Annotated in this window: 18 protein-coding genes; 11 read left to right on the top strand and 7 right to left on the bottom strand. The window is 69.7% G+C overall.

Annotation, left to right across the window (positions count from 1 at the left end):
* The first annotated feature begins 40 nt into the window (after nucleotides 1-40).
* The 5 genes from F8178_RS12155 to F8178_RS12135 all read left to right on the top strand — a co-directional run bounded on the left by F8178_RS12155 (nucleotide 41) and on the right by F8178_RS12135 (nucleotide 5,079).
* The gene (locus tag F8178_RS12155) at nucleotides 41-1,345 is read left to right on the top strand and encodes a cysteine desulfurase (protein ID WP_317494870.1); all 1,305 of its coding nucleotides are present in this window, start codon (nucleotides 41-43) and stop codon (nucleotides 1,343-1,345) included.
* A gap of 3 nt (nucleotides 1,346-1,348) precedes the next feature.
* Entirely contained in the window at nucleotides 1,349-1,825 is a 477-nt protein-coding gene (sufU, locus tag F8178_RS12150; protein WP_317494869.1) for a Fe-S cluster assembly sulfur transfer protein SufU, read from the top strand.
* Between the two features lie 17 nt (nucleotides 1,826-1,842).
* Entirely contained in the window at nucleotides 1,843-2,247 is a 405-nt protein-coding gene (locus F8178_RS12145) for a metal-sulfur cluster assembly factor (protein ID WP_317495082.1), read from the top strand.
* Nucleotides 2,248-2,470: 223 nt separating this feature from the next.
* Nucleotides 2,471-3,073: a LemA family protein gene (locus tag F8178_RS12140; RefSeq protein WP_317494868.1), complete on the top strand. Its 603-nt coding sequence runs from the start codon at nucleotides 2,471-2,473 to the stop codon at nucleotides 3,071-3,073.
* A gap of 20 nt (nucleotides 3,074-3,093) precedes the next feature.
* Complete coding sequence (locus tag F8178_RS12135; RefSeq protein ID WP_317494867.1) at nucleotides 3,094-5,079, top strand: M48 family metallopeptidase; 1,986 nt, start codon at nucleotides 3,094-3,096, stop codon at nucleotides 5,077-5,079.
* Nucleotides 5,080-5,163: 84 nt separating this feature from the next.
* On the opposite strand, the gene F8178_RS12130 is transcribed toward F8178_RS12135, so the two are convergent.
* Nucleotides 5,164-6,312 (bottom strand): lycopene cyclase family protein, encoded by a 1,149-nt coding sequence (locus F8178_RS12130; protein WP_317494866.1) that lies wholly within the window; start codon nucleotides 6,310-6,312, stop codon nucleotides 5,164-5,166.
* A 43-nt stretch (nucleotides 6,313-6,355) separates the two neighbouring features.
* On the opposite strand from F8178_RS12130, the gene F8178_RS12125 reads away from it, so the two are divergent.
* From F8178_RS12125 to F8178_RS12110, 4 genes are all read left to right on the top strand, one after another.
* Complete coding sequence (locus tag F8178_RS12125) at nucleotides 6,356-7,951, top strand: deoxyguanosinetriphosphate triphosphohydrolase family protein (RefSeq protein ID WP_396345396.1); 1,596 nt, start codon at nucleotides 6,356-6,358, stop codon at nucleotides 7,949-7,951.
* The gene (locus F8178_RS12120; RefSeq protein WP_317494865.1) at nucleotides 7,948-8,619 is read left to right on the top strand and encodes an acVLRF1 family peptidyl-tRNA hydrolase; all 672 of its coding nucleotides are present in this window, start codon (nucleotides 7,948-7,950) and stop codon (nucleotides 8,617-8,619) included. The genes F8178_RS12125 and F8178_RS12120 overlap by 4 nt, the downstream gene beginning before the upstream one ends.
* A 161-nt stretch (nucleotides 8,620-8,780) precedes the next feature.
* Nucleotides 8,781-10,409 (top strand): ABC-F family ATP-binding cassette domain-containing protein, encoded by a 1,629-nt coding sequence (locus F8178_RS12115; protein WP_317494864.1) that lies wholly within the window; start codon nucleotides 8,781-8,783, stop codon nucleotides 10,407-10,409.
* Between the two features lie 218 nt (nucleotides 10,410-10,627).
* Entirely contained in the window at nucleotides 10,628-10,840 is a 213-nt protein-coding gene (locus F8178_RS12110) for a helix-turn-helix domain-containing protein (protein WP_396345394.1), read from the top strand.
* Nucleotides 10,841-10,844: 4 nt separating this feature from the next.
* On the opposite strand, the gene F8178_RS12105 is transcribed toward F8178_RS12110, so the two are convergent.
* The gene (locus tag F8178_RS12105; RefSeq protein ID WP_317494863.1) at nucleotides 10,845-12,212 is read right to left on the bottom strand and encodes a glycosyltransferase 87 family protein; all 1,368 of its coding nucleotides are present in this window, start codon (nucleotides 12,210-12,212) and stop codon (nucleotides 10,845-10,847) included.
* A gap of 293 nt (nucleotides 12,213-12,505) precedes the next feature.
* Between F8178_RS12105 and F8178_RS12100 the strand changes: the two genes are divergently transcribed.
* Both F8178_RS12100 and F8178_RS12095 read left to right on the top strand, forming a co-directional pair.
* Nucleotides 12,506-13,213, top strand: a complete 708-nt coding sequence (locus F8178_RS12100; RefSeq protein ID WP_317494862.1) for an alpha/beta fold hydrolase — start codon at nucleotides 12,506-12,508, stop codon at nucleotides 13,211-13,213.
* A gap of 100 nt (nucleotides 13,214-13,313) precedes the next feature.
* The gene (locus F8178_RS12095) at nucleotides 13,314-14,456 is read left to right on the top strand and encodes an LCP family protein (protein WP_317494861.1); all 1,143 of its coding nucleotides are present in this window, start codon (nucleotides 13,314-13,316) and stop codon (nucleotides 14,454-14,456) included.
* 18 nt (nucleotides 14,457-14,474) lie between these two features.
* Here F8178_RS12095 and F8178_RS12090 read toward each other — a convergent pair whose 3' ends face one another.
* The 5 genes from F8178_RS12090 to F8178_RS12070 all read right to left on the bottom strand — a co-directional run bounded on the left by F8178_RS12090 (nucleotide 14,475) and on the right by F8178_RS12070 (nucleotide 17,683).
* A complete protein-coding gene (locus tag F8178_RS12090; protein WP_317494860.1) occupies nucleotides 14,475-14,924 on the bottom strand; it encodes a peroxiredoxin in 450 nt (149 codons plus the stop codon).
* Nucleotides 14,921-15,109, bottom strand: coding sequence for a hypothetical protein (locus F8178_RS12085; protein WP_317494859.1), 189 nt, complete (start codon nucleotides 15,107-15,109; stop codon nucleotides 14,921-14,923). The genes F8178_RS12090 and F8178_RS12085 overlap by 4 nt, the downstream gene beginning before the upstream one ends.
* A gap of 58 nt (nucleotides 15,110-15,167) precedes the next feature.
* Nucleotides 15,168-16,043 (bottom strand): aminoglycoside phosphotransferase, encoded by an 876-nt coding sequence (locus F8178_RS12080; protein ID WP_317494858.1) that lies wholly within the window; start codon nucleotides 16,041-16,043, stop codon nucleotides 15,168-15,170.
* The gene (locus F8178_RS12075) at nucleotides 16,040-16,699 is read right to left on the bottom strand and encodes an AAA family ATPase (protein ID WP_317494857.1); all 660 of its coding nucleotides are present in this window, start codon (nucleotides 16,697-16,699) and stop codon (nucleotides 16,040-16,042) included. Before F8178_RS12075 ends, F8178_RS12080 begins: the two co-directional genes overlap by 4 nt.
* A 90-nt stretch (nucleotides 16,700-16,789) precedes the next feature.
* Nucleotides 16,790-17,683, bottom strand: coding sequence for a radical SAM/SPASM domain-containing protein (locus F8178_RS12070; protein ID WP_317494856.1), 894 nt, complete (start codon nucleotides 17,681-17,683; stop codon nucleotides 16,790-16,792).
* Between the last annotated feature and the right edge of the window lie 205 nt (nucleotides 17,684-17,888).

Genomic DNA, 17,888 nt, shown 5'->3' with positions numbered 1-17,888 from the left:
GCGCACCGGCGGATCCAGTGGTCAGAGAGGAGCAGGCACGATGACAGCCACAGCGGTTGACCACACCCATCGCGCGGCGCCCGAGCCGCTGGACGTCGCCGCGCTCCGCGCCGACTTCCCGATACTGGCGCGTACGGTGCGCGACGGTAAGCCGCTGGCGTACCTCGACTCGGGAGCCACCTCGCAGCGGCCCGCGCGAGTGCTCGACGCGGAGCGGCGGTTTCTGGCCACGTCCAACGCGGCGGTACACCGCGGGGCACACCAGCTGGCCGAGGAGGCCACCGATGCCTATGAGGACGCGCGGTCGGCGATCGCGCGGTTCGTGGGTGCCGACGTGGGCGAGCTGGTGTTCGTCAAGAACGCCACCGAGGCGATCAACCTGGTGGCCTATTCGATGAGCAACGCGGCCACCGCGGGCGAGGCGGCCGAGCGGTTCCGCATCGAAGCCGGTGACGAGATCGTGGTCACCGAGATGGAGCACCACGCCAACCTGGTGCCGTGGCAACAACTGTGCCAGCGGACCGGGGCGCGGCTGCGCTGGATCGGCGTCACCGACGAGGGCAGGCTCGATCTCGACGACCTGAACGAGGTCATCACCGAACGCGCGAAGGTCGTCGCTTTCACCCACCAGTCCAACGTGCTCGGTACGATCAACCCGACGGAGCCGATCGTGCGACGGGCCGCGGAGGTGGGTGCGCTCACGGTGCTCGATGCGTGCCAGTCGGTGCCGCACGGCCCGGTGAACGTGGCCGACCTCGGTGTCGACTTCGTGGCGTTCTCGGGGCACAAGATGCTGGGACCGTCTGGTATCGGTGTGCTGTACGGCAGGCGCGAACTCCTCGAGGCGATGCCGCCGTTCCTGACCGGCGGCTCGATGATCGAGCAGGTGTGGATGGAAACCTCCACGTTCGCCCCGCCGCCGCAGCGGTTCGAAGCGGGCGTGCCGATGACCTCGCAGGCGGTTGGGCTCGGCGCCGCGGTGGCGTACCTGTCGGAGATCGGCATGGACCGGATCGCCGCCCACGAGCGGGCACTGACCGGGGCCGCTGTCGAAGGGCTCGGCGGTATCGAGGGGGTACGCGTCATCGGACCCACCGAGCTCGTCGACCGCGGCGGTGCGGTGTCGTTCGTGGTCGATGGCGTGCACCCGCACGATGCGGGTCAGGTGCTGGACAGCCTGGGACTCGCGGTGCGGGTGGGGCACCACTGCGCGTGGCCGCTGCATCGCAGGATGGGTGTCCCGGCGACCGTGCGCGCCTCGTTCTACCTGTACAACAAGGAGTCCGAGGTGGACGCTCTGGTGGAAGGCGTGCGAGAGGCTCAGCGGTTCTTCGGGGCGGTGTGAGGCGTGCAGCTGGAGAGCATGTACCAGGAGATCATCCTGGACCACTACAAGAACCCGAACGGCAGGGGGCTCCGTGAGCCGTTCGACGGCGAATCCTTCCAGGTCAACCCGACCTGCGGCGACGAGGTCACGTTGCGGGTGCACCTGGAGGGCGAGGGGGACGAGGCACGGGTCGCCGATGTCTCCTACGACGGTCAGGGCTGCTCGATCAGCCAGGCCGCGACCTCGGTGCTGACCGAGCTGGTCGTCGGGCACACGGTGAAGGAAGCCTGCACCACCATGCAGGCGTTCGTGGAGTTGATGCAGGGGCGAGGGCAGGTGGAGCCGGACGAAGAGGTGCTCGCCGACGGCGTGGCCTTCGCCGGCGTGGCCAAGTATCCGGCGCGGGTGAAATGCGCCCTGCTCGGCTGGATGGCCTTCAAGACCGCGCTCGTCGAGGCAGGGCAGAGTCCGGAAGCGAATGGAGTGGAAGTGCCGTGACCCAGGAGCAAGACCAGGTGGCGCCAGCGCAGGCAGGCGATTCGCGAGAGGGTCGCACCGCCGCGGATCTCCCCGAACAGCAGGATGTCGTGCCGCAGGCTGAGGTGGCCGCGATCGAGGACGTCGAGGAAGCGATGCGCGACGTCGTCGACCCGGAGCTCGGCATCAACGTCGTGGATCTCGGCCTGGTGTACGGCGTCCGGGTGGACGAGAACAACGTCGCGACCATCGACATGACGCTGACTTCGGCGGCATGCCCGCTGACCGACGTCATCGAGGATCAGACCGCCTCGGTGTTGGTCGGCAACGCCCCTGTGGTGAAGGACTACGTCATCAATTGGGTGTGGACCCCGCCGTGGGGCCCGGAGAAGATCACCGACGAGGGGCGCGAGCAACTCCGGGCACTCGGATTCACCGTATAAGCGCAGTGACCGGGCGGCTGGTGCTACGCTCGGTACAGCGTCATCGTGCGGGGAGGAGCCCTTCGAACGGGGAACTCACCGGCACGAATCAGCCTGCCTGTCGCAAGCGCATGCGAGGCGCGCGCTCCGGTTGCGGGTCGCGCGTTGTGGCGTGCATGCTTCGAGCAGGCTCCGACCATCGAGACGTGCGGGTCTCTACTACCCGGCATGGAGGAGAGGTTTCATGGGGACGGCTTTGATCCTGACTCTGGTGGGGCTGCTGCTCATCGTCGTGCTGATCGTGATCGGCGTGATCTCGATCTACAACGGACTCGTCAGGCACCGCAACGCGTATAAGAACGCGTTCGCCCAGATCGACGTCCAGCTCACCCGGCGGCACGACTTGATCCCGAACCTCGTGGAGACCGCCAAGGGCTACATGAAGCACGAGCGCGAGACGCTCGACGCGGTGATCTCGGCGCGTTCCGGGGCGGTCAACGCGCAGGAGACCGCGCGGAACAACCCGGGTGACCCGAACGCGATGCAGCAGCTGTCGGGGGCGGAGAACATGCTTACCCAGACACTGGGCAGGCTGTTCGCGCTGTCGGAGGCCTACCCCGACCTGAAGGCCAATCAAAACATGATGCAGCTCTCCGAAGAGCTCACCTCGACCGAGAACCGGGTGGCGTTCGCCAGGCAGAGCTTCAACGACGCGGTGATGGCCTACAACAACAAGCGCGAGGTGTTCCCGGCGAACATCATCGCGGGCATGTTCGGGTTCCAGCCCGCCGCGCTGCTCGAGGTCGACGACCCCGGCAAGCGTGAAGCTCCCGAAGTGTCGTTCTGAGTTCACCGGACGGGCGGCAGATGAACTTCTTCGAGCGCCAGCATCAGGTACGTCGGATCTCGCACCGGTTGGTGCTGCTGTTCCTGGTCGCCGTGGTCGGCATCGTCCTGGTGATCAACGTGATCGCGTTGACCGCGTTCGACATGTGGGAGCAACCGGCCGAGCAGCTGCTGACCGCGATCATCGTGATCAGCGGGATCACGATCGTGGTGATCGCGCTGACTTCGTTGTTCCGCATGATGGCTTTGCGGAACGGTGGCGGAGGCGCGGTCGCTCGCAAACTCGGCGGTGTCTACGTCCCCGAGGACACCCAGGACCCACAGTTGCGCAGGCTGCGCAACGTGGTCGAAGAGATGGCGATCGCCTCGGGCGTGGGGGTGCCCGAGGTATACGTGCTACCGCAGGAGCCGGGGATCAACGCGTTCGCCGCGGGCTGGTCGCCGTCCGACGCCGCGGTCGCGGTCACCAGGGGTGCGCTGGAACGGCTCAACCGGGATGAGCTGCAGGGCGTCATCGCCCACGAGTTCAGCCACGTCATCAACGGCGACATGCGGTTGAACATCCGGCTGATAGGTGTGCTGTTCGGCATCATGGCCCTGGCGGTGGTGGGCCGCATCATGCTCTACGGCAGCCGCGGCGGCGGACGCAACGGCGCACCGATCCTGCTCATCGCGCTCGGTTTGCTCATCGTGGGCTACGTCGGCGTGGTGATGGGCCGATTGATCAAGGCGGCCGTCGCCAGGCAGCGCGAGTACCTCGCCGACGCCTCGGCGGTGCAGTTCACCCGGCAAACCGAGGGGATCGCCGGTGCGCTGAAGAAGATCGGCGGCCTGGAGACCGGGTCGAAGATGCGCGACGGGCACGTCGAGGACGTCAGCCACATGCTGTTCGGCGAGGGCATGAACTTCTCCAATGCCTTCGCCACCCACCCGCCGCTGCCGGAACGGATCAAGAAACTGGATCCGTCCTTCGACCCGAGGGAGCTGGAGCAGCTACGTAAGCGGTGGGCGTCGTCACCACCGTCCGGCCTGCAAGAAGACCGGGCGAAAGGCCTGGCCGAGGGTGCGGGCGGGGCAGCTCCGAAGGGCTCGCCGAGCACCGGATCGTCCGGTGCTGCCGTACCTCGCGGCGGGCAAGCCCCCCGCGAGGTGCCGGTGCAGTCGTACGCGGTGGTGGCCGGTGTCGGCGCGCCGAGCGCGGACTCCTACGAGCAGGCAGGCGACATCCTGCGGCGGATCCCCGCGGAGCTGATGCAGCGAGCCAGGGATCGCGAGCGGGTGGTCTCGCTTGTGTACGCGCTGCTGCTGTCACCGGAGCAGGAAGTGCGCAGCACGCAGCACGCGGCGCTGGCGCGCCGGTACGGCCGGGAGCTCGCCGACACGGTGTGGCAGGACGCGAGTGCGGTGGCCGAGCTCGACCCGGGATTGCGGTTGCCATTGCTCGAGGTGGCGTTCTCGGCGCTGCGCCACAGGGACGGGTCCGAGTTGCAGGCCGTGATGGACGGCGTGGCCGAGCTGATCGGCGCCGACGGGCGGTTGAGCGTGTTCGAGTACTGCCTCGGCACGCTGCTGCACCGCGAGTTGTACGAGGCGGTGCACCACACGTCGCCGTGGCGGGCGCGTGGCAAGCATGACCTGGCACGCAACGCGCGCCCGATCGCGATGTTGCTGGCGGTGCTCGCCCGCGCGGGGCAGGGAGACGAGCGGGCGGCCCAGGCCGCCTACCACGCCGGGATGGCCCGGCTGCTGCCGAACAGTCAACTCCCGTACCAGCTGCCGCAACAGGGGCTGATGGAGCTGGACAGCTGTTGGCCCGCCCTCGACGGTCTCGGTAGCAGGGAGAAGCAACACGTGGTGGCGGGAATGGTCGACGTGATCAGCCACGACGGCGTGGTCACCGTGGAGCAGGCCGAGCTGCTGCGTACCGTGTGTGCCCTGCTGCACTGCCCGCTGCCACCCCTGGAAGGGGTACGTGGCCCCGGCACGGGCGGTGTCCCCACCAGCTAGGGGCGCCCGGCTGCGAGCCGAAGGGGCCGTTCGGTACATACATGGCACCGAAGAGGCCCTTGGGCTCGCACCCCGGCCCCGCGGCTAGGCGAGGTAGCGGCGTAGCCGCCAGGGGACGGCGTCGAAGAGGGCGGCCATGGCGGTGGCGGTGCCGCGCGGGTCCTCGCGCCCGGACAGGTACGCCCGCTGTAGCTCGGCCGGAAGCTCGAAGAAGTGCTCGAAAAATTCCGGAACCGCGGCGGCGGGCATGCGCAGCAGCGCTCGCAGTCCCATGCGGCGCAGCGCGTGCACGGCCAGCGCCCGCGGCGGCCACATCGCGTACCGGGCCTCGGCCGCCGCGCGGTGGGGGGCACCGGGAAGATGCTCGGCCAGCACGGCCGCCAGGCGCGGCGCCAGGGTCAGCGCGGTGACCAGCTGGTAGCCGGTCGCGGGGTGGGTCAAGCCCGCGGCTGCCCCGAATCGCATCGGACCGCGATGCGCCGACGGCGGCCCGGCCCCGGCGACCGGGGCGTCGAGCGGGATGCGCACCTGTTCGACCGGCCCGGCATGCTGTGTGATCCCGGCGGCGGCCAGCCGGGTGCGTAACCGCCGCGCGAGGACGTCGAAGCCAAGACCGGGACGTCGTGCCAGCGAGGTTTCCTCGAGCAGCACCGTGTCGGGCCCGACGGGAAGGGCGTAGAGAAAGGTGGGCGGTATCGCCTCCGGCACGGCCTGCCGCCAGTCCATGATCCACGCCGCCTCCGGCGCGTCCGGTACGAGGCGGCGCGCGTACTCGGCGGGTACGGTCACGCCGACGGCGGTCTGCTCGGCGGCTTGCCGACTCCGGCGCCGTCGCGCCCCGGTCGCGTCGACGACGAGGCGTGCGTGCAGCTGCCGTTGGTCGGTCGTGCGCAGGCAGGCACCGCCACGGTGGTACCCGCTCGCGGTGACCCGGCTCGCCACCACGGTCACGTCCGGGGTGTGCAGCAGCCGTGCCAGCGCAACGTTGTCCAGCACCACGTACTGCCTCGGTAGCGTCCTCCCGGTCATGGCGTGCGTCCGGGTGATCCCGGGCATTGTGGCGATAGCAGGCGTCAAGGGGTCGGGAATTTCGTCGCGCCATGCCCCGTAGGTCGCGGACCACACGCGGTGCGGCCGCTCGTCGATCAGCGCCGTGTCGAGCCCGGCGGCCGCGCAGGAGCTCGCCAGCGCCCATCCGGAGGGCCCGCCGCCGATCATCGCGATATCGAACACGTCCTTACCTCGCCGGAACGGGCGTGGGCATTACGGTGGAGACGTGGAGGAGACGAGCTACACCGGCAGTACGGGGGAGCGGGCAGCTGTACGGGCGGCGCGCCGCGACGGCGCCGCGCTGAACTCCGTTGGCACGCCTGCCTCGGCTGACGAGGCGTTTCGGGTCGACCGGGACAGGATCGCGACCTCGCCGTTCTTCGCCAGGCTCGGCGGGGTGACCCAGGTGGTCAGTACCACCGACTCGGGGCTGCTGCACAACAGGCTGACGCACAGCCTGAAGGTAGCGCAGGTCGCCAGGCGAATCGCTGAGCGGCTCGGGGCGGCCACCGAGGACGCCGCGTTGGTGGACAAGCTCGGCGGGTGCGATCCCGACGTGGCCGAGGCGGCCGCGCTCGCCCACGATCTCGGTCACCCCCCGTTCGGGCATCTCGGCGAGCAGGTACTGGATCACATCGCGCGGGAACGGTTCGGGCTCGTCGACGGGTTCGAGGGCAACGCGCAGACGTTCCGCATCTTGACCACCACCGATGTGCGTGGCCCTACCGCGGTGGGGCTGGACCTCACGGCCGCGGTCCGTGCGGCGGTGTTGAAGTACCCGTGGGCGCGGGTCGGTTTTCCCGAGCCGCATCCCTCGTCGATGCCGGTCCCGCCGCGCGGGGCCGCCGAGCCGCCGGAGGCGCCGGGAACCGGCTCTGCCAAGTACTCGGCGTACTTCACCGAGCTCGACGATGTGGAGCAGGCGCGTGCGCCGTTCATCCGGCAGATCGAGCCATGGCAACAAACTGTCGAGGCGTCGGTGATGGACACCGCGGACGACATCGCCTACGCGATTCACGACCTACAGGACTTCCATCGCATCGGGGTGTTGCAGCAGGCGAGCGTGGCAGGCGAGCTGGAGCACTGGACCCGCAACGCCCTCGAACTGGCGTCGGTTCCCGATGCGGAGCTGGCTACCAGTCGGCACAAGCCCGGCTACTCACTGGAGCGGATGCGCCGCAGGCTACATGCCAAGGATTCCTGGGTGGTCAGTGACGACGTGTTCGCCCACGCTGTCGTCCGGGTGCGTCACGAGCTGGTGGACGGCTTGCTGGCCGCGGTGTTCGACGGTTCCGTCGAGGCGGAACAGGCGATCGCGGAGTTCTCCACGCGCTGGACCGAGCGGCTCGTCGGCGGGATCGTGCTGACCGAGTCCCCGTCGACCCGGTCGGGGCATGTCACGCTCCGCGCCGAGCAGTGGCACGAGGTCCAGGTGCTGAAGTGGGTGCACAGCCGGTTCGTGTTGCTACGCCCCGATCTCGCGCTGCACCAGCGCGGCCAGGCGTCGCTGCTGCGGTCGCTGGTCGACGAGCTGGACAGGTGGGTCTGCGACGGCCACGAGTGGTACCGGATCCCGAGGCGGCTGCACGACCTTCTCGAACTGGCCACCAGCGAGTACCAGCGGCTCGCCGAGCAGCGACCGGAACTGCTGGACATCCCACGCGCGAACGGGATGGGCGAGCCGCCCGGCCGCGAGCGGCTCGCCCGGGGCCGGGCCATCGTGGACTTCGTGGCCTCGCTGACCGACAAGCAGGGCGCCACGTTGCTGGACGCGCTGGCCGGTCGGACATCGGCGCCGTGGTCGGATGCGTTCGTGCTATGAGGGTGCGCGAGGTCGCGGGCGGCGGGCGTGCCGTCGAGGTTCCGCCCCACCGGTTGCGCCGCTGGTTCGACAACTTCGCCCGCAGAAACGACGGTGTGCGTGAGACCGGCATCGGTGCCGAGGAAGTCACCGTGTGGGGCGGTAACGGCACGGTGGCCACCGCCGCGGTGCCGTTCCCGCCACTTTCCGGGGCGAGTTCGGGCACGTATCAGGGGTTGGCGGTCGACGCCCTCGTCGAGCACGCGGAGCGATCGCGGCGCATCGGTTTGGTGCTGCTGCGTAAGGGAGCGCACAGCATCGGGGTGGTCGAGGATGGTTCGGTGGTCGCCTCGCGGACGGCGCGGCATCGCGTGCAGGGTCGCAATGCCGCGGGTGGGTGGTCTCAGCAGCGCTTCGCGCGGCGGCGGCAGGAGCAGGCCGCGGACGCGTTGCGCCGGGCGGCCGACGATGTCGAGGAGCTGCTGGTACCCGAGGTGGTGCGGCTCGACGCTATCGTGCTCGGCGGGGACCGTGGCGCGCTGGACGAGCTGCGAGCCGATCGGCGGCTGGCGCCGGTACTGCACCTGGCCACCGGGCGGGTGCTCGACGTGCCCGAACCGCGCAGGAGTGTGCTGGACGAGGCGGCTGAGCGGGCCGTGGCCGTCGAGGTCGTGGTCCGCGACGGGTGAGTCGGACCACGCCGGGACGCGGCGGGTCGTGCGCGGTGCGTAGACTCCGTGCCATGGTCGTTCGCCTGGAATGAGTCGCATGCCGCCTGCCCGCGTGTCAACGTGGGCGAGGTGACCGGGGGACAGGACCGATCGACCATGACGTTTCCTTGGAGTTTTCTGTGATCACGGCTACCGGCCTCGAACTCCGTGCCGGTTCACGCATCTTGCTGGAATCGGCCTCGCTCCGGGTCCAGCCGGGTGACCGCATCGGCTTGGTGGGGCGTAACGGAGCGGGTAAGACCACCACGCTGCGGGTGCTGGCAGGTGAGGGTGAGCCGTACGGGGGTGTGGTCAACCGAGGCAGCGACCTGGGGTACCTGCCGCAGGACCCGAGGGAGGGCAATCTCGCGGTCAGCGCGCGGGACCGGGTGCTGTCGGCGCGTGGCCTCGACGAGATCGCCCGCGAGATGGAGAAAGCCCAGGTGGCGATGGCCGAACTCGCCGACGATACAGCGCGGGACAAGGCAGTCCGTGCCTACGGCAGGCTGGAGGAACGGTTCGCCGCACTCGGTGGTTACGGCGCGGAGAGCGAGGCGACCCGCATCTGCGTCAATCTGGGTCTGGAACAGCGGGTGCTGACTCAACCGTTGGGTAACCTCTCGGGTGGCCAGCGCAGGCGCGTGGAGCTGGCGCGCATCCTGTTCGCCGCGTCCGAGGCAGGCCCGGACGGTCGATCCAGCCGTGTCCTGCTGCTTGACGAACCCACCAACCACCTCGACGCCGACTCGATCGGCTGGTTGCGTTCCTTCCTCAAGGCGCACGAGGGAGGACTCGTGGTGATCAGCCACGACGTCGACCTGCTCGATGATGTGATCAACAAGGTGTGGTACCTGGACGCCCAGCGTGGCGCGGTGGACATCTACAACATGAGTTGGAGCCGGTACCTCGAGGCGCGCGCCACCGACGAGAAGCGGCGTAGGCGTGAACGGGCCAACGCCGAGCGCAAAGCCGCCGCGTTACAGAAGCAAGCCACCAAGCTGGGCGCGAAGGCCACCAAGGCAGTGGCGGCCAAGAACATGGCGCGCCGTGCCAACGAGATGCTCTCCGGGTTGGAGGACGTTCCCACATCGGAGAAGGTCGCCACGATCAGCTTCCCGGCACCGGCGCCGTGCGGCAAGACCCCGCTCAGCGCGGAAGGGCTGTCCAAGTCGTACGGTTCGCTCGAGGTGTTCACCGGTGTGGACCTGGCCATCGACCGTGGTTCGAGGGTGGTGGTTCTCGGCCTCAACGGTGCGGGAAAGACCACGTTGCTGCGGCTGCTCGGCGGGATGGAGGACGCAGACGCCGGCCATACCGTCGCCGGGCACGGGTTGCGTGTCGGGTACTACGCCCAGGAGCACGAGACGCTCGACCACAACGCCACGGTGTGGCAGAACGTCCGGTACGCCGCTCCCGACGCGGGCGAGCAGGAACTGCGCACGCTGCTCGGCACCTTCCTGTTCTCCGGCGAGCAGCTGGAGCAGCCAGCGGGCAGCCTCTCGGGGGGAGAGAAGACCCGGTTGGCGCTGGCGGGATTGGTCTCCAGCGCGGCCAATGTCCTGTTGCTGGACGAGCCGACCAACAATCTGGACCCGACGAGCCGCGAGCAGGTGCTCGACGCGCTGCGCAGCTACGCGGGCGCGGTCGTGTTGGTGAGCCACGATCCGGGGGCGGTCGACGCGCTCGAACCCGAGCGGGTGATCCTGCTGCCCGACGGCAGCGAGGATTTCTGGTCGGAGGAGTACCGGGAACTCATCGAGCTGGCCTGACCCGACAGGGTTGTTCATCAGTGTGTCGTCGAAGACGCCAACCACCGGCCGTCCTGACGCGGACGCATGCTGGGTTCCACCGACGTGATTACGCCGTCCGTGGGTGATCTCCGCAAGCAATTCCGGTTCCCGTCTGGCGTTTCGCCGCTTCGTGTTCGATCATTGCGATAAGGGGCTTGCTGTGGCCCAGACCACTCTCCGGTAGGAGGCGGGATATCGTGGCTGATCTGAAGAAGGGCGCACGCATCACCGGCGATACGCGGCACAAGCTTGCGGCCGACCTGAAGAGGAAGTACGAGAAGGGTGAAAGCATCCGGAGCCTCGCCCAGTCCACCGGACGCTCCTACGGGTTCGTCCACCGGGTGTTGTGCGAGTCCGGGGTTCAACTGCGCGGACGCGGCGGAGCGACACGGTCGAAGAAGAAGCAGTAACCTCTCACCTCTCGCGAAACCGGCCGGGTGACCGCGGTGCACGCGACGATGACAGCGGCGGCGACGCCGTTGTGACGGGCGTGGTGGGCGCACGCTCGTCCTCGCTCCGTTCCGGCAGGGCCAGTCGCACGCCGGTCAGCACCAGCGGGTAGATCAAGTAGCCCCAGCGGGTTGCGGGTGCGAGCACCATGGCTACTCCCAGCCCGACGGCGAGTCGCCAAGCGGCGTCGCCCGCCGTGCGCGGCGGGCTGGCGAGCACCCACGCCGCGACCAGCACCGCTGCGGTCGCTAGCAGCAGGAGTGCGGCCGCGTGTCCCACCGGGCCCGTGCTGGCTAGCAGGTGTCCCGGTAAGGGGCTGGTGGCCGGGGATTCCGCGGCCGCGGTCCCGGTCGGGAAGCGCACGACGTGCTCGATGAAGGCTTCGGGGGCGCGGAGCCAGATCGGCACGCTCACCGCCGCGATGGTCGCCAACAGCGCGGTGGTGTACCGCGCCAGTGCCGCGGTGCCGCCGCGTGCCAGCAGCACGGCGAGTACGAGTACCGCAGGTACCGCGGTGAGCTTGGTGGCGATCGCCAGGGCGAGTATCACGCCCGCGGCGGCCGCCCGCAGGCGCGCTGCGAGTGCGATGGCGAGGATCAGCAGGCCGAGCACGGCCAGATCGGGCCCGGCGACCGCTGCCGTCAGCGTCGTGGGCGGCGCGGCCAGCGCCAGCTGCGCCGCGGGCACCGGAATGCGTGGCCGGGACAGGATCAGCCAGCTCGCCAGCAGGCAGGCGGCGGCGATGAAGACGAAGACCACCCGCACGTCGGTTCCCGCCGCCAGCGCGGGAGCGGTGGACTCGTCAGCCAGCGCTTTCGGTAACCCGAACAGCGCCATGACCGGGCCGTATGGCGTGTAGTCGTACGGCCCCGGAAGCCGATCCAGCGTGGCGATGTCCAGGTAGGGTGTGCCGGTGTCGAGCAGGAGCCGAGCCGCGCGTTCGACGACCCACACCTCGGGCTGTGCTGCCCACGTCCCCGGGTCGACTGGCCGTTCGGCGCTGCTGATCCGGCGCAGGATCAGGTAGATCAGCGGTGCCAGCAAGGCACCTACGACGGTGAGCAGGATGCCGACCCACCGCGAGTGCCACCACCGACCACCGCGCGGGAGCCCACGGCGTGCGCGTACCAGTAGCCACGTGCTGTGGGTCGCGGCCAGCAGGTAGCCGGTGGCCGCGAACGCGCCCCAGACACGGTGGCCGTAGTACTCGGGGACGAATGCGGTGATCAGCGCGAACGCCGCGAACGCGAGGTAGACGAGCAGGTCGGTGCCTGGAGTGTCGCGTGGGAGGCGGGTGCGCCGCGCCAGTGCCGCCCACGAGCTGTGCTGCACCTGTCCTCCCTGGCCTGCTGCATCCCGGCGCGCCCGGTCAGCGGGTGCGACTCGCCCCTCCGCCCGAGGCTACCGGCCCTCCGGGCGGGCCAGCGGCACCGGCCGCGGCGCCGCGGCCGGGTGGCGGCCGGGTGGCGGCCGGGTGGCGGCCGGGTGGCGCAGCGTCATTGGAGCGGGGGTCACCGCCATGGCTGGTGGTTGCTGGATGATGGTGACCGTCCCTACCGAGCCTCCCGCTCGGTGCCCGACCCGACGGCGACACAGGTGGCATGGTGTATCAACGGTCGCGACGCATGCCGAGACCCGCCCTGACGCGGCTGCCCTCGCCAGCGCGCACGCGCGGTGTGGTGCTGCTGCTCCACGGTGGGGCGCAGTACGGTGAGCAGCCGATCACCCGCCGGTCCCTACCGCACCTGCGGATGCTTCACCTGGCTGCGGTGGTGCACGGGGCCGCAGCTCGGCACGGTATCGCGGTGTGGACACTGCGGAACCGGTTCCGCGGCTGGAACGCCCCGCGGCTCGATCCGGTGCGGGACGCGCGGTGGGCGATGGCGCGGTTGCGTGCCCGCCATCCCGAGGTGCCAGTCGCGCTGGTCGGGCACTCGATGGGCGGCAGGGTCGCCATCCGGCTCGCCGAGGATCCGCAGGTGACAGCGGTGTGCGCGCTGGCACCGTGGACCACGGACGCGGAGTGGGTAAGCCCGCTGCGGGGGGTGCGCACACTGATCGTCCACGGCTGTGAGGACGACGTCACCTCTCCCGAGAGCTCGTACGCCTTCGCCAGCAGGGCGGCCGAGGTGACCACCGTGGCCCGTTTCGAGCTGCCCGGTGAGGGGCATCGCATGCTGCGCCGGGCACCGACTTGGAACCGGCTGGTGCGCGCGTTCGTTCTCGAATCGTTCGGCCTCGCGCACCCCGACCCCATCGTCGCGCGCGCGTGGCAGCGCACGGAGGGTGACCGGCTACGGTTGACGGTTGCCGCGGGAGGGAGGACGGGGTGAAGCCCCACCGCACAGCGGTGTAGGTTCGGCAACACGCACGGTGCGTCCCCGGCGGGCGGGTGTGCCTGCCGGTAACGCAGCCCTCGACGAGTGGAGCGGGATGAGCTTTCGCGGTCACGACGACGGTAGGTCGCGCGCGCAGCGTGGCTGGCAGCGGGGTGGTCGGCGGGAACACCAGGCAACGAGGATGATGCCGTTGCCGGGCGGCGGTAACCGGCCTGCCGGGCGGGCGCGTTCCTCGCAGGCGACGGCGCGGCAGCCGCACCGCCCGCCGGTGAAACCGCGACCGGCGCGCAGGAAGCGGTCTCGGATGCCGCGCGTGCTCGGTGCGTTGGCCGCGGTCTTCCTGCTGCTGCTCGCCGCTGCGTGGATCTACGTTGACCTGTCGCTGGACCGGACCGAGGCGATCACGGATTACGAGGGCAGGCCGGCTGCCGCGGCGGGCACCAACTGGTTGATCGTCGGCTCGGACAGCCGTGAGGGGTTGGACGCCGAGGACAGGGCACGCCTGGCGACCGGAGATGACGGGGGAGAGGTGGCCGACACCATCATGTTGGCGCACATTCCCGACAACGACACCAAGCCGACCCTGATGAGCGTTCCCCGCGATCTGCGCGTGGACATTCCCGGTCACGGCAGCGGGCGGGCGAACGCGGCCTACTCCCTCGGCGGCCCGACCGCGCTGGTGCGCAGCGTGGAGCAGCTGACGCAACTGCGGATCGACCACTACGTCGAGATCGGCTTCGCGGGTTTCGAGAGCATCGTCGACGCCATGGGCGGTGTGGAGATGACCATCGAATCCGACATGCACGACACCCGCACGGGGCGCACTGTCGAGGCGGGGGAGCGCAAGCTCAGCGGCGAGGAGGCGCTGCACTTCGTGCGGATGCGCTACAGCGACGCGACGCCGCGTTCGGACCTGGACAGGATCTCCAACCAGCGTGAGTTCCTCGGCGCGCTCGCCAGCCAGGCCGCGAGCCCAGGGACCCTGTTGAACCCGTTCCGTGCGGTGCCGCTGATGCACGCTGGCCCGCAGGCGCTGACCGTCGACGACTCCGACCGGCTGCACCACCTGGTGCGTCTCGCGTGGGCGATGCGCGGGATCTCGGACGGTGGGGTGGTGACCACCACGATCCCGGTGGCCACGGCGGCGGCCGCGGAGCTGGACCACGCCCGCGCCGAGCGGATGTTCGAGGCGTTACGTACCGATCAGCCGGTCCCTGAAGACCTGGTTTTCGAGTGATCGCGCGCCGGATGGCCGTCAGCGGGCGCGGAGCCGGGCCAGCGCCCGCTCGGCGTGCACGTTCATCCTGATCTCGCTTTTAATGACCTCGATGATCCGACTGTCGGTGTCGATGACGAAGGTCTGACGTTTGGTCAGGAGCGGGCCGAACTTGCGGCGTACGCCGAACTGCGCGGCCACCGCACCGTCTGGATCGGACAGCAGTGGGTAGTCGAAGCTGTGTTGTTCGGCGAAGGTGGCCTGCTTGTCGACGCTGTCCGGGCTGATCCCGAGCCGCTGGGCACCGACCTGGTCGAACTCCGCTCTGAGGTCGCGGAAGTGGCAACCTTCCGCGGTGCATCCCGGTGTCAGGGCGGCGGGGTAGAAGAACAGCACCACGGGTCCTTCGGCGAGGAACTCGTGCAGGTTGCGCGGGGTTCCGGTCTGATCGGGCAGGGTGAAATCGGGCGCGTATTCGGGTGCTGTCATGCGTTCATCCTGCCAGGCAGGCCTGCCCCGCCGGGGTCCCGGCTGCCCGGCCGCTGGTCCTTGCCCGTGACCTGGGCGACAAGGCGAAGTAGCGGTGGTTCCAGCTCCGGGAAATCGCCGATGCATGCCACGCGTCGCAACAGCCGTGCGGCGGTGTGGAGCAGGGCCTGGTGCGTGGGGCTCATCCGGCGCCGGTGACCGCGGGGAGTGCGTAGTGACCGCCCGCACCGTTACGGCGTCGGTTCAGCCGAAGCGGGTGTCCGGCGAGATCTTTCCGCTGTCGACGAGCAGGCTGTGGGCGCGGGCGCGCAGCGGCGTGATGAGCTGGGGGTGATCGCCGAGCGTGGCCCGGTACAGCAGTCGCGCCGTGACGAAGAGCTGGGCGGTACGCCCGGTCGGACTGTCCAGAACGTCGCTGAAGTGCCTGTGCACGGCGGCTGCGATGTTGGGGGCCGCGAGACTGTAGAGGTAAAGGGTGGCGGCATCCGTGCCGACCGGACCGCGCCCCCACCCTTCCCAGTCCAGAACCCCGAATGGCTCCCGGTGCAGGTTCGCCCAGTGCAGATCGCCGTGCACGGTCTCCCACCGATCGACCGCCACGGTCACGCCGGGACCGAACGCCGCATCGACGCGGTGATCGACCCTGGGTTGGTCGGCGTTCACCCGCGATGTTGGGGCGCAGGACAGATCGCGAAGGAAACCCGTGAGCTGGGACCACCAGCCCTCGTCGAGCGCGAGATCCGGGCCGGCGACGGGGTCCGGTGAACACGGCGTCCCGGCCAGCTGGGTCATCAACTCCGCGCGGACGTGCCGGGCGGGGTTGTCCCGCCACTCCACGACGTCGAGAACGCGCGGCTTCGCGAGGCCTTCCAGGTCGTTCGCGTCGAGGTTTCCGGTCCACATGAGACCGTCCGCCCATCGGGGAGCTTCGGTCACGACTCGCAGCCAGCGCGGATGTTCACCGGCGCGCACTGGTGCGCCGAGGGAGCGGTCCCGCCAGCCGAAGACGGCTGGTCCGTCAAGCGTCACCCGGAACCGGCGTGCGGCCCGATCGAGGAGCTCGCGCATCCACTCCCGGTAGCGCCGGTCGGCCTCGGGGCTGCCTTCGCCTGCGGTCATGGCGTGATGTGGCGCAGGTAGATGGTGGGGTCGGCGAGGAACCGCCGCCATTGCGTGGTCAGGTCTAGTTCGTCCCATTTCGCGCGGCGGGTGCCGTGCTCGCCGATCTCGATGATGTCCGCCCCTGGGGTGGACGCGAGGATCGGTGAGTGGGTCGCGCAGATGATCTGCGCCCCGGACTTACCGAGGTCGTGCATCAGCACGACGAGTTGCAGGCACGAGGAGAACGACAGCGCGGCTTCCGGCTCGTCCATCAGGTAGAGCCCCGGTGCCTGGAACATCTCGGCGAACACGGTAAGGAACCCCTCGCCGTGGCTCATCTCGCTGGTATCGGCATCCCAGTAGCCACGCATCCCGGAGACGGCGTTCATCAGCCCGAACGCGGTCTCCGCCCGCAGGAAAAACCCCTTCCGCTTCGTGCGTGGCCCGGTGCGCATCCGCTGGCCTTCCAGAGTGGTTTCCAGCTCCAGTAGCTCACCGAGCGGGGTTTTCGGGCGGTCGTTGACGTACTTGCGCCCTGCGCGGCCGCCGTGTGCGTCGAGCTTGAACGCCTCGGCGATCGCCTCGATGACGGTGGATTTCCCGGAGCCGTTCTCGCCTACGAGGAAGGTGACCGGCGCGGTGAAGTCGAGGCCGTGCTCGGCGAGTTCGGCCACGCACGGCACCGTGAAGGGCCACTCGGACAGATCCGGGCGGTGCTCTTCACTGAGGTACGCACGGCGGACAAGCAAACGAATCGCCCCTGGTCAGCGGTAGTCGGGTGCACACGCTCCAACCGGTCGGCAGTTGCCTGCCGGACGGCAGGCCGGGCTGCACGACGGGCCACATTGAGGGTCGCACATGTTCGGCACGCACGGCATCGACGGCACCCGCGTGGCGAACTCGGCCCGCAGCTCCGCGCGCACCCGCTCAGCCTCGGGAGCGGAGAGGATCTGCGCGAGTTCGGCCGCCAAGACGCTGCCGGCGGGTAGCCAGCGGGAGAACACGCACGGCCACACCGCACCGTCCGGGGAGATCGCGGCCACACCATCGCCACAGCGTCCGCACAACTGGTCGGTACTGGCCTGCCGGTCGCGGCTACCGCGCCCGACCTGCCGCAGCCGGTCGTAGCCGATCTCGGTTACGCCCAACTCAGCGAGCTCGGCCTGCGCGGCCTCGGCGCGCTGACCGCCGCCGAGATCGATCACCCCGGCGCGCAGCGGGATGCCGCGCCGGACTGCCTCGGCGATGTTCGCCTTCGTGCGCGTGTGGCTGGGGCGACCGGTGATGCTGGCGTGCTGCGCCGGGTCGTCGGAGTAGTAACTAGTGGCCAGCGACACGCCGGTCCGGGCGAACAGCTCCCACAGTTGGTCGGTGACGTGCACCAGGTTGGTGAACACCTCCACGGCCAGGCCGTGGTGCAGGGCGTGCTCGACCAGCCGCGGCAGGTCCGGGTGCAGGGTTGGTTCCCCGCCGATGAACTGCACCATCTCCACCCCGAGCGCGGCGGCCTGATCGAGCACCCGCAGCCAGTCCGTGGTGGTCATCGCGCCGTGCGTGCCGGACGGCCCGGATTCGGCGTAGCAATGCGAGCAGTCGAGCTGGCATTTGCCGGTGATCTCCAGCCACAGAAATCGTGGCGCTGGTGCGGGATACGGCACGCCTTCCGCGTTCTAATCCATTGTGGCGCTCTCCTCACCTTCTGTGGCCTGCCGTGGTCGGGCAGCGTCGCGGTGGCTGTTCGCTGGTGGTGTGGTGGTGTCCGGCCGGGCCGTGGGGGTCGGGGCGCGGCCACGGCCCGGCCGGAGCGGGTGGCCGGGCGCGGCGGGAGGGGTAGGGCGCGCCCGGCCGGTCTCTAACGCTCGT

Source organism: Haloechinothrix sp. LS1_15, from assembly GCF_033042135.1.
Taxonomy (GTDB): domain Bacteria; phylum Actinomycetota; class Actinomycetes; order Mycobacteriales; family Pseudonocardiaceae; genus Haloechinothrix.
This window is presented reverse-complemented; position numbering and strand designations above follow the sequence as displayed.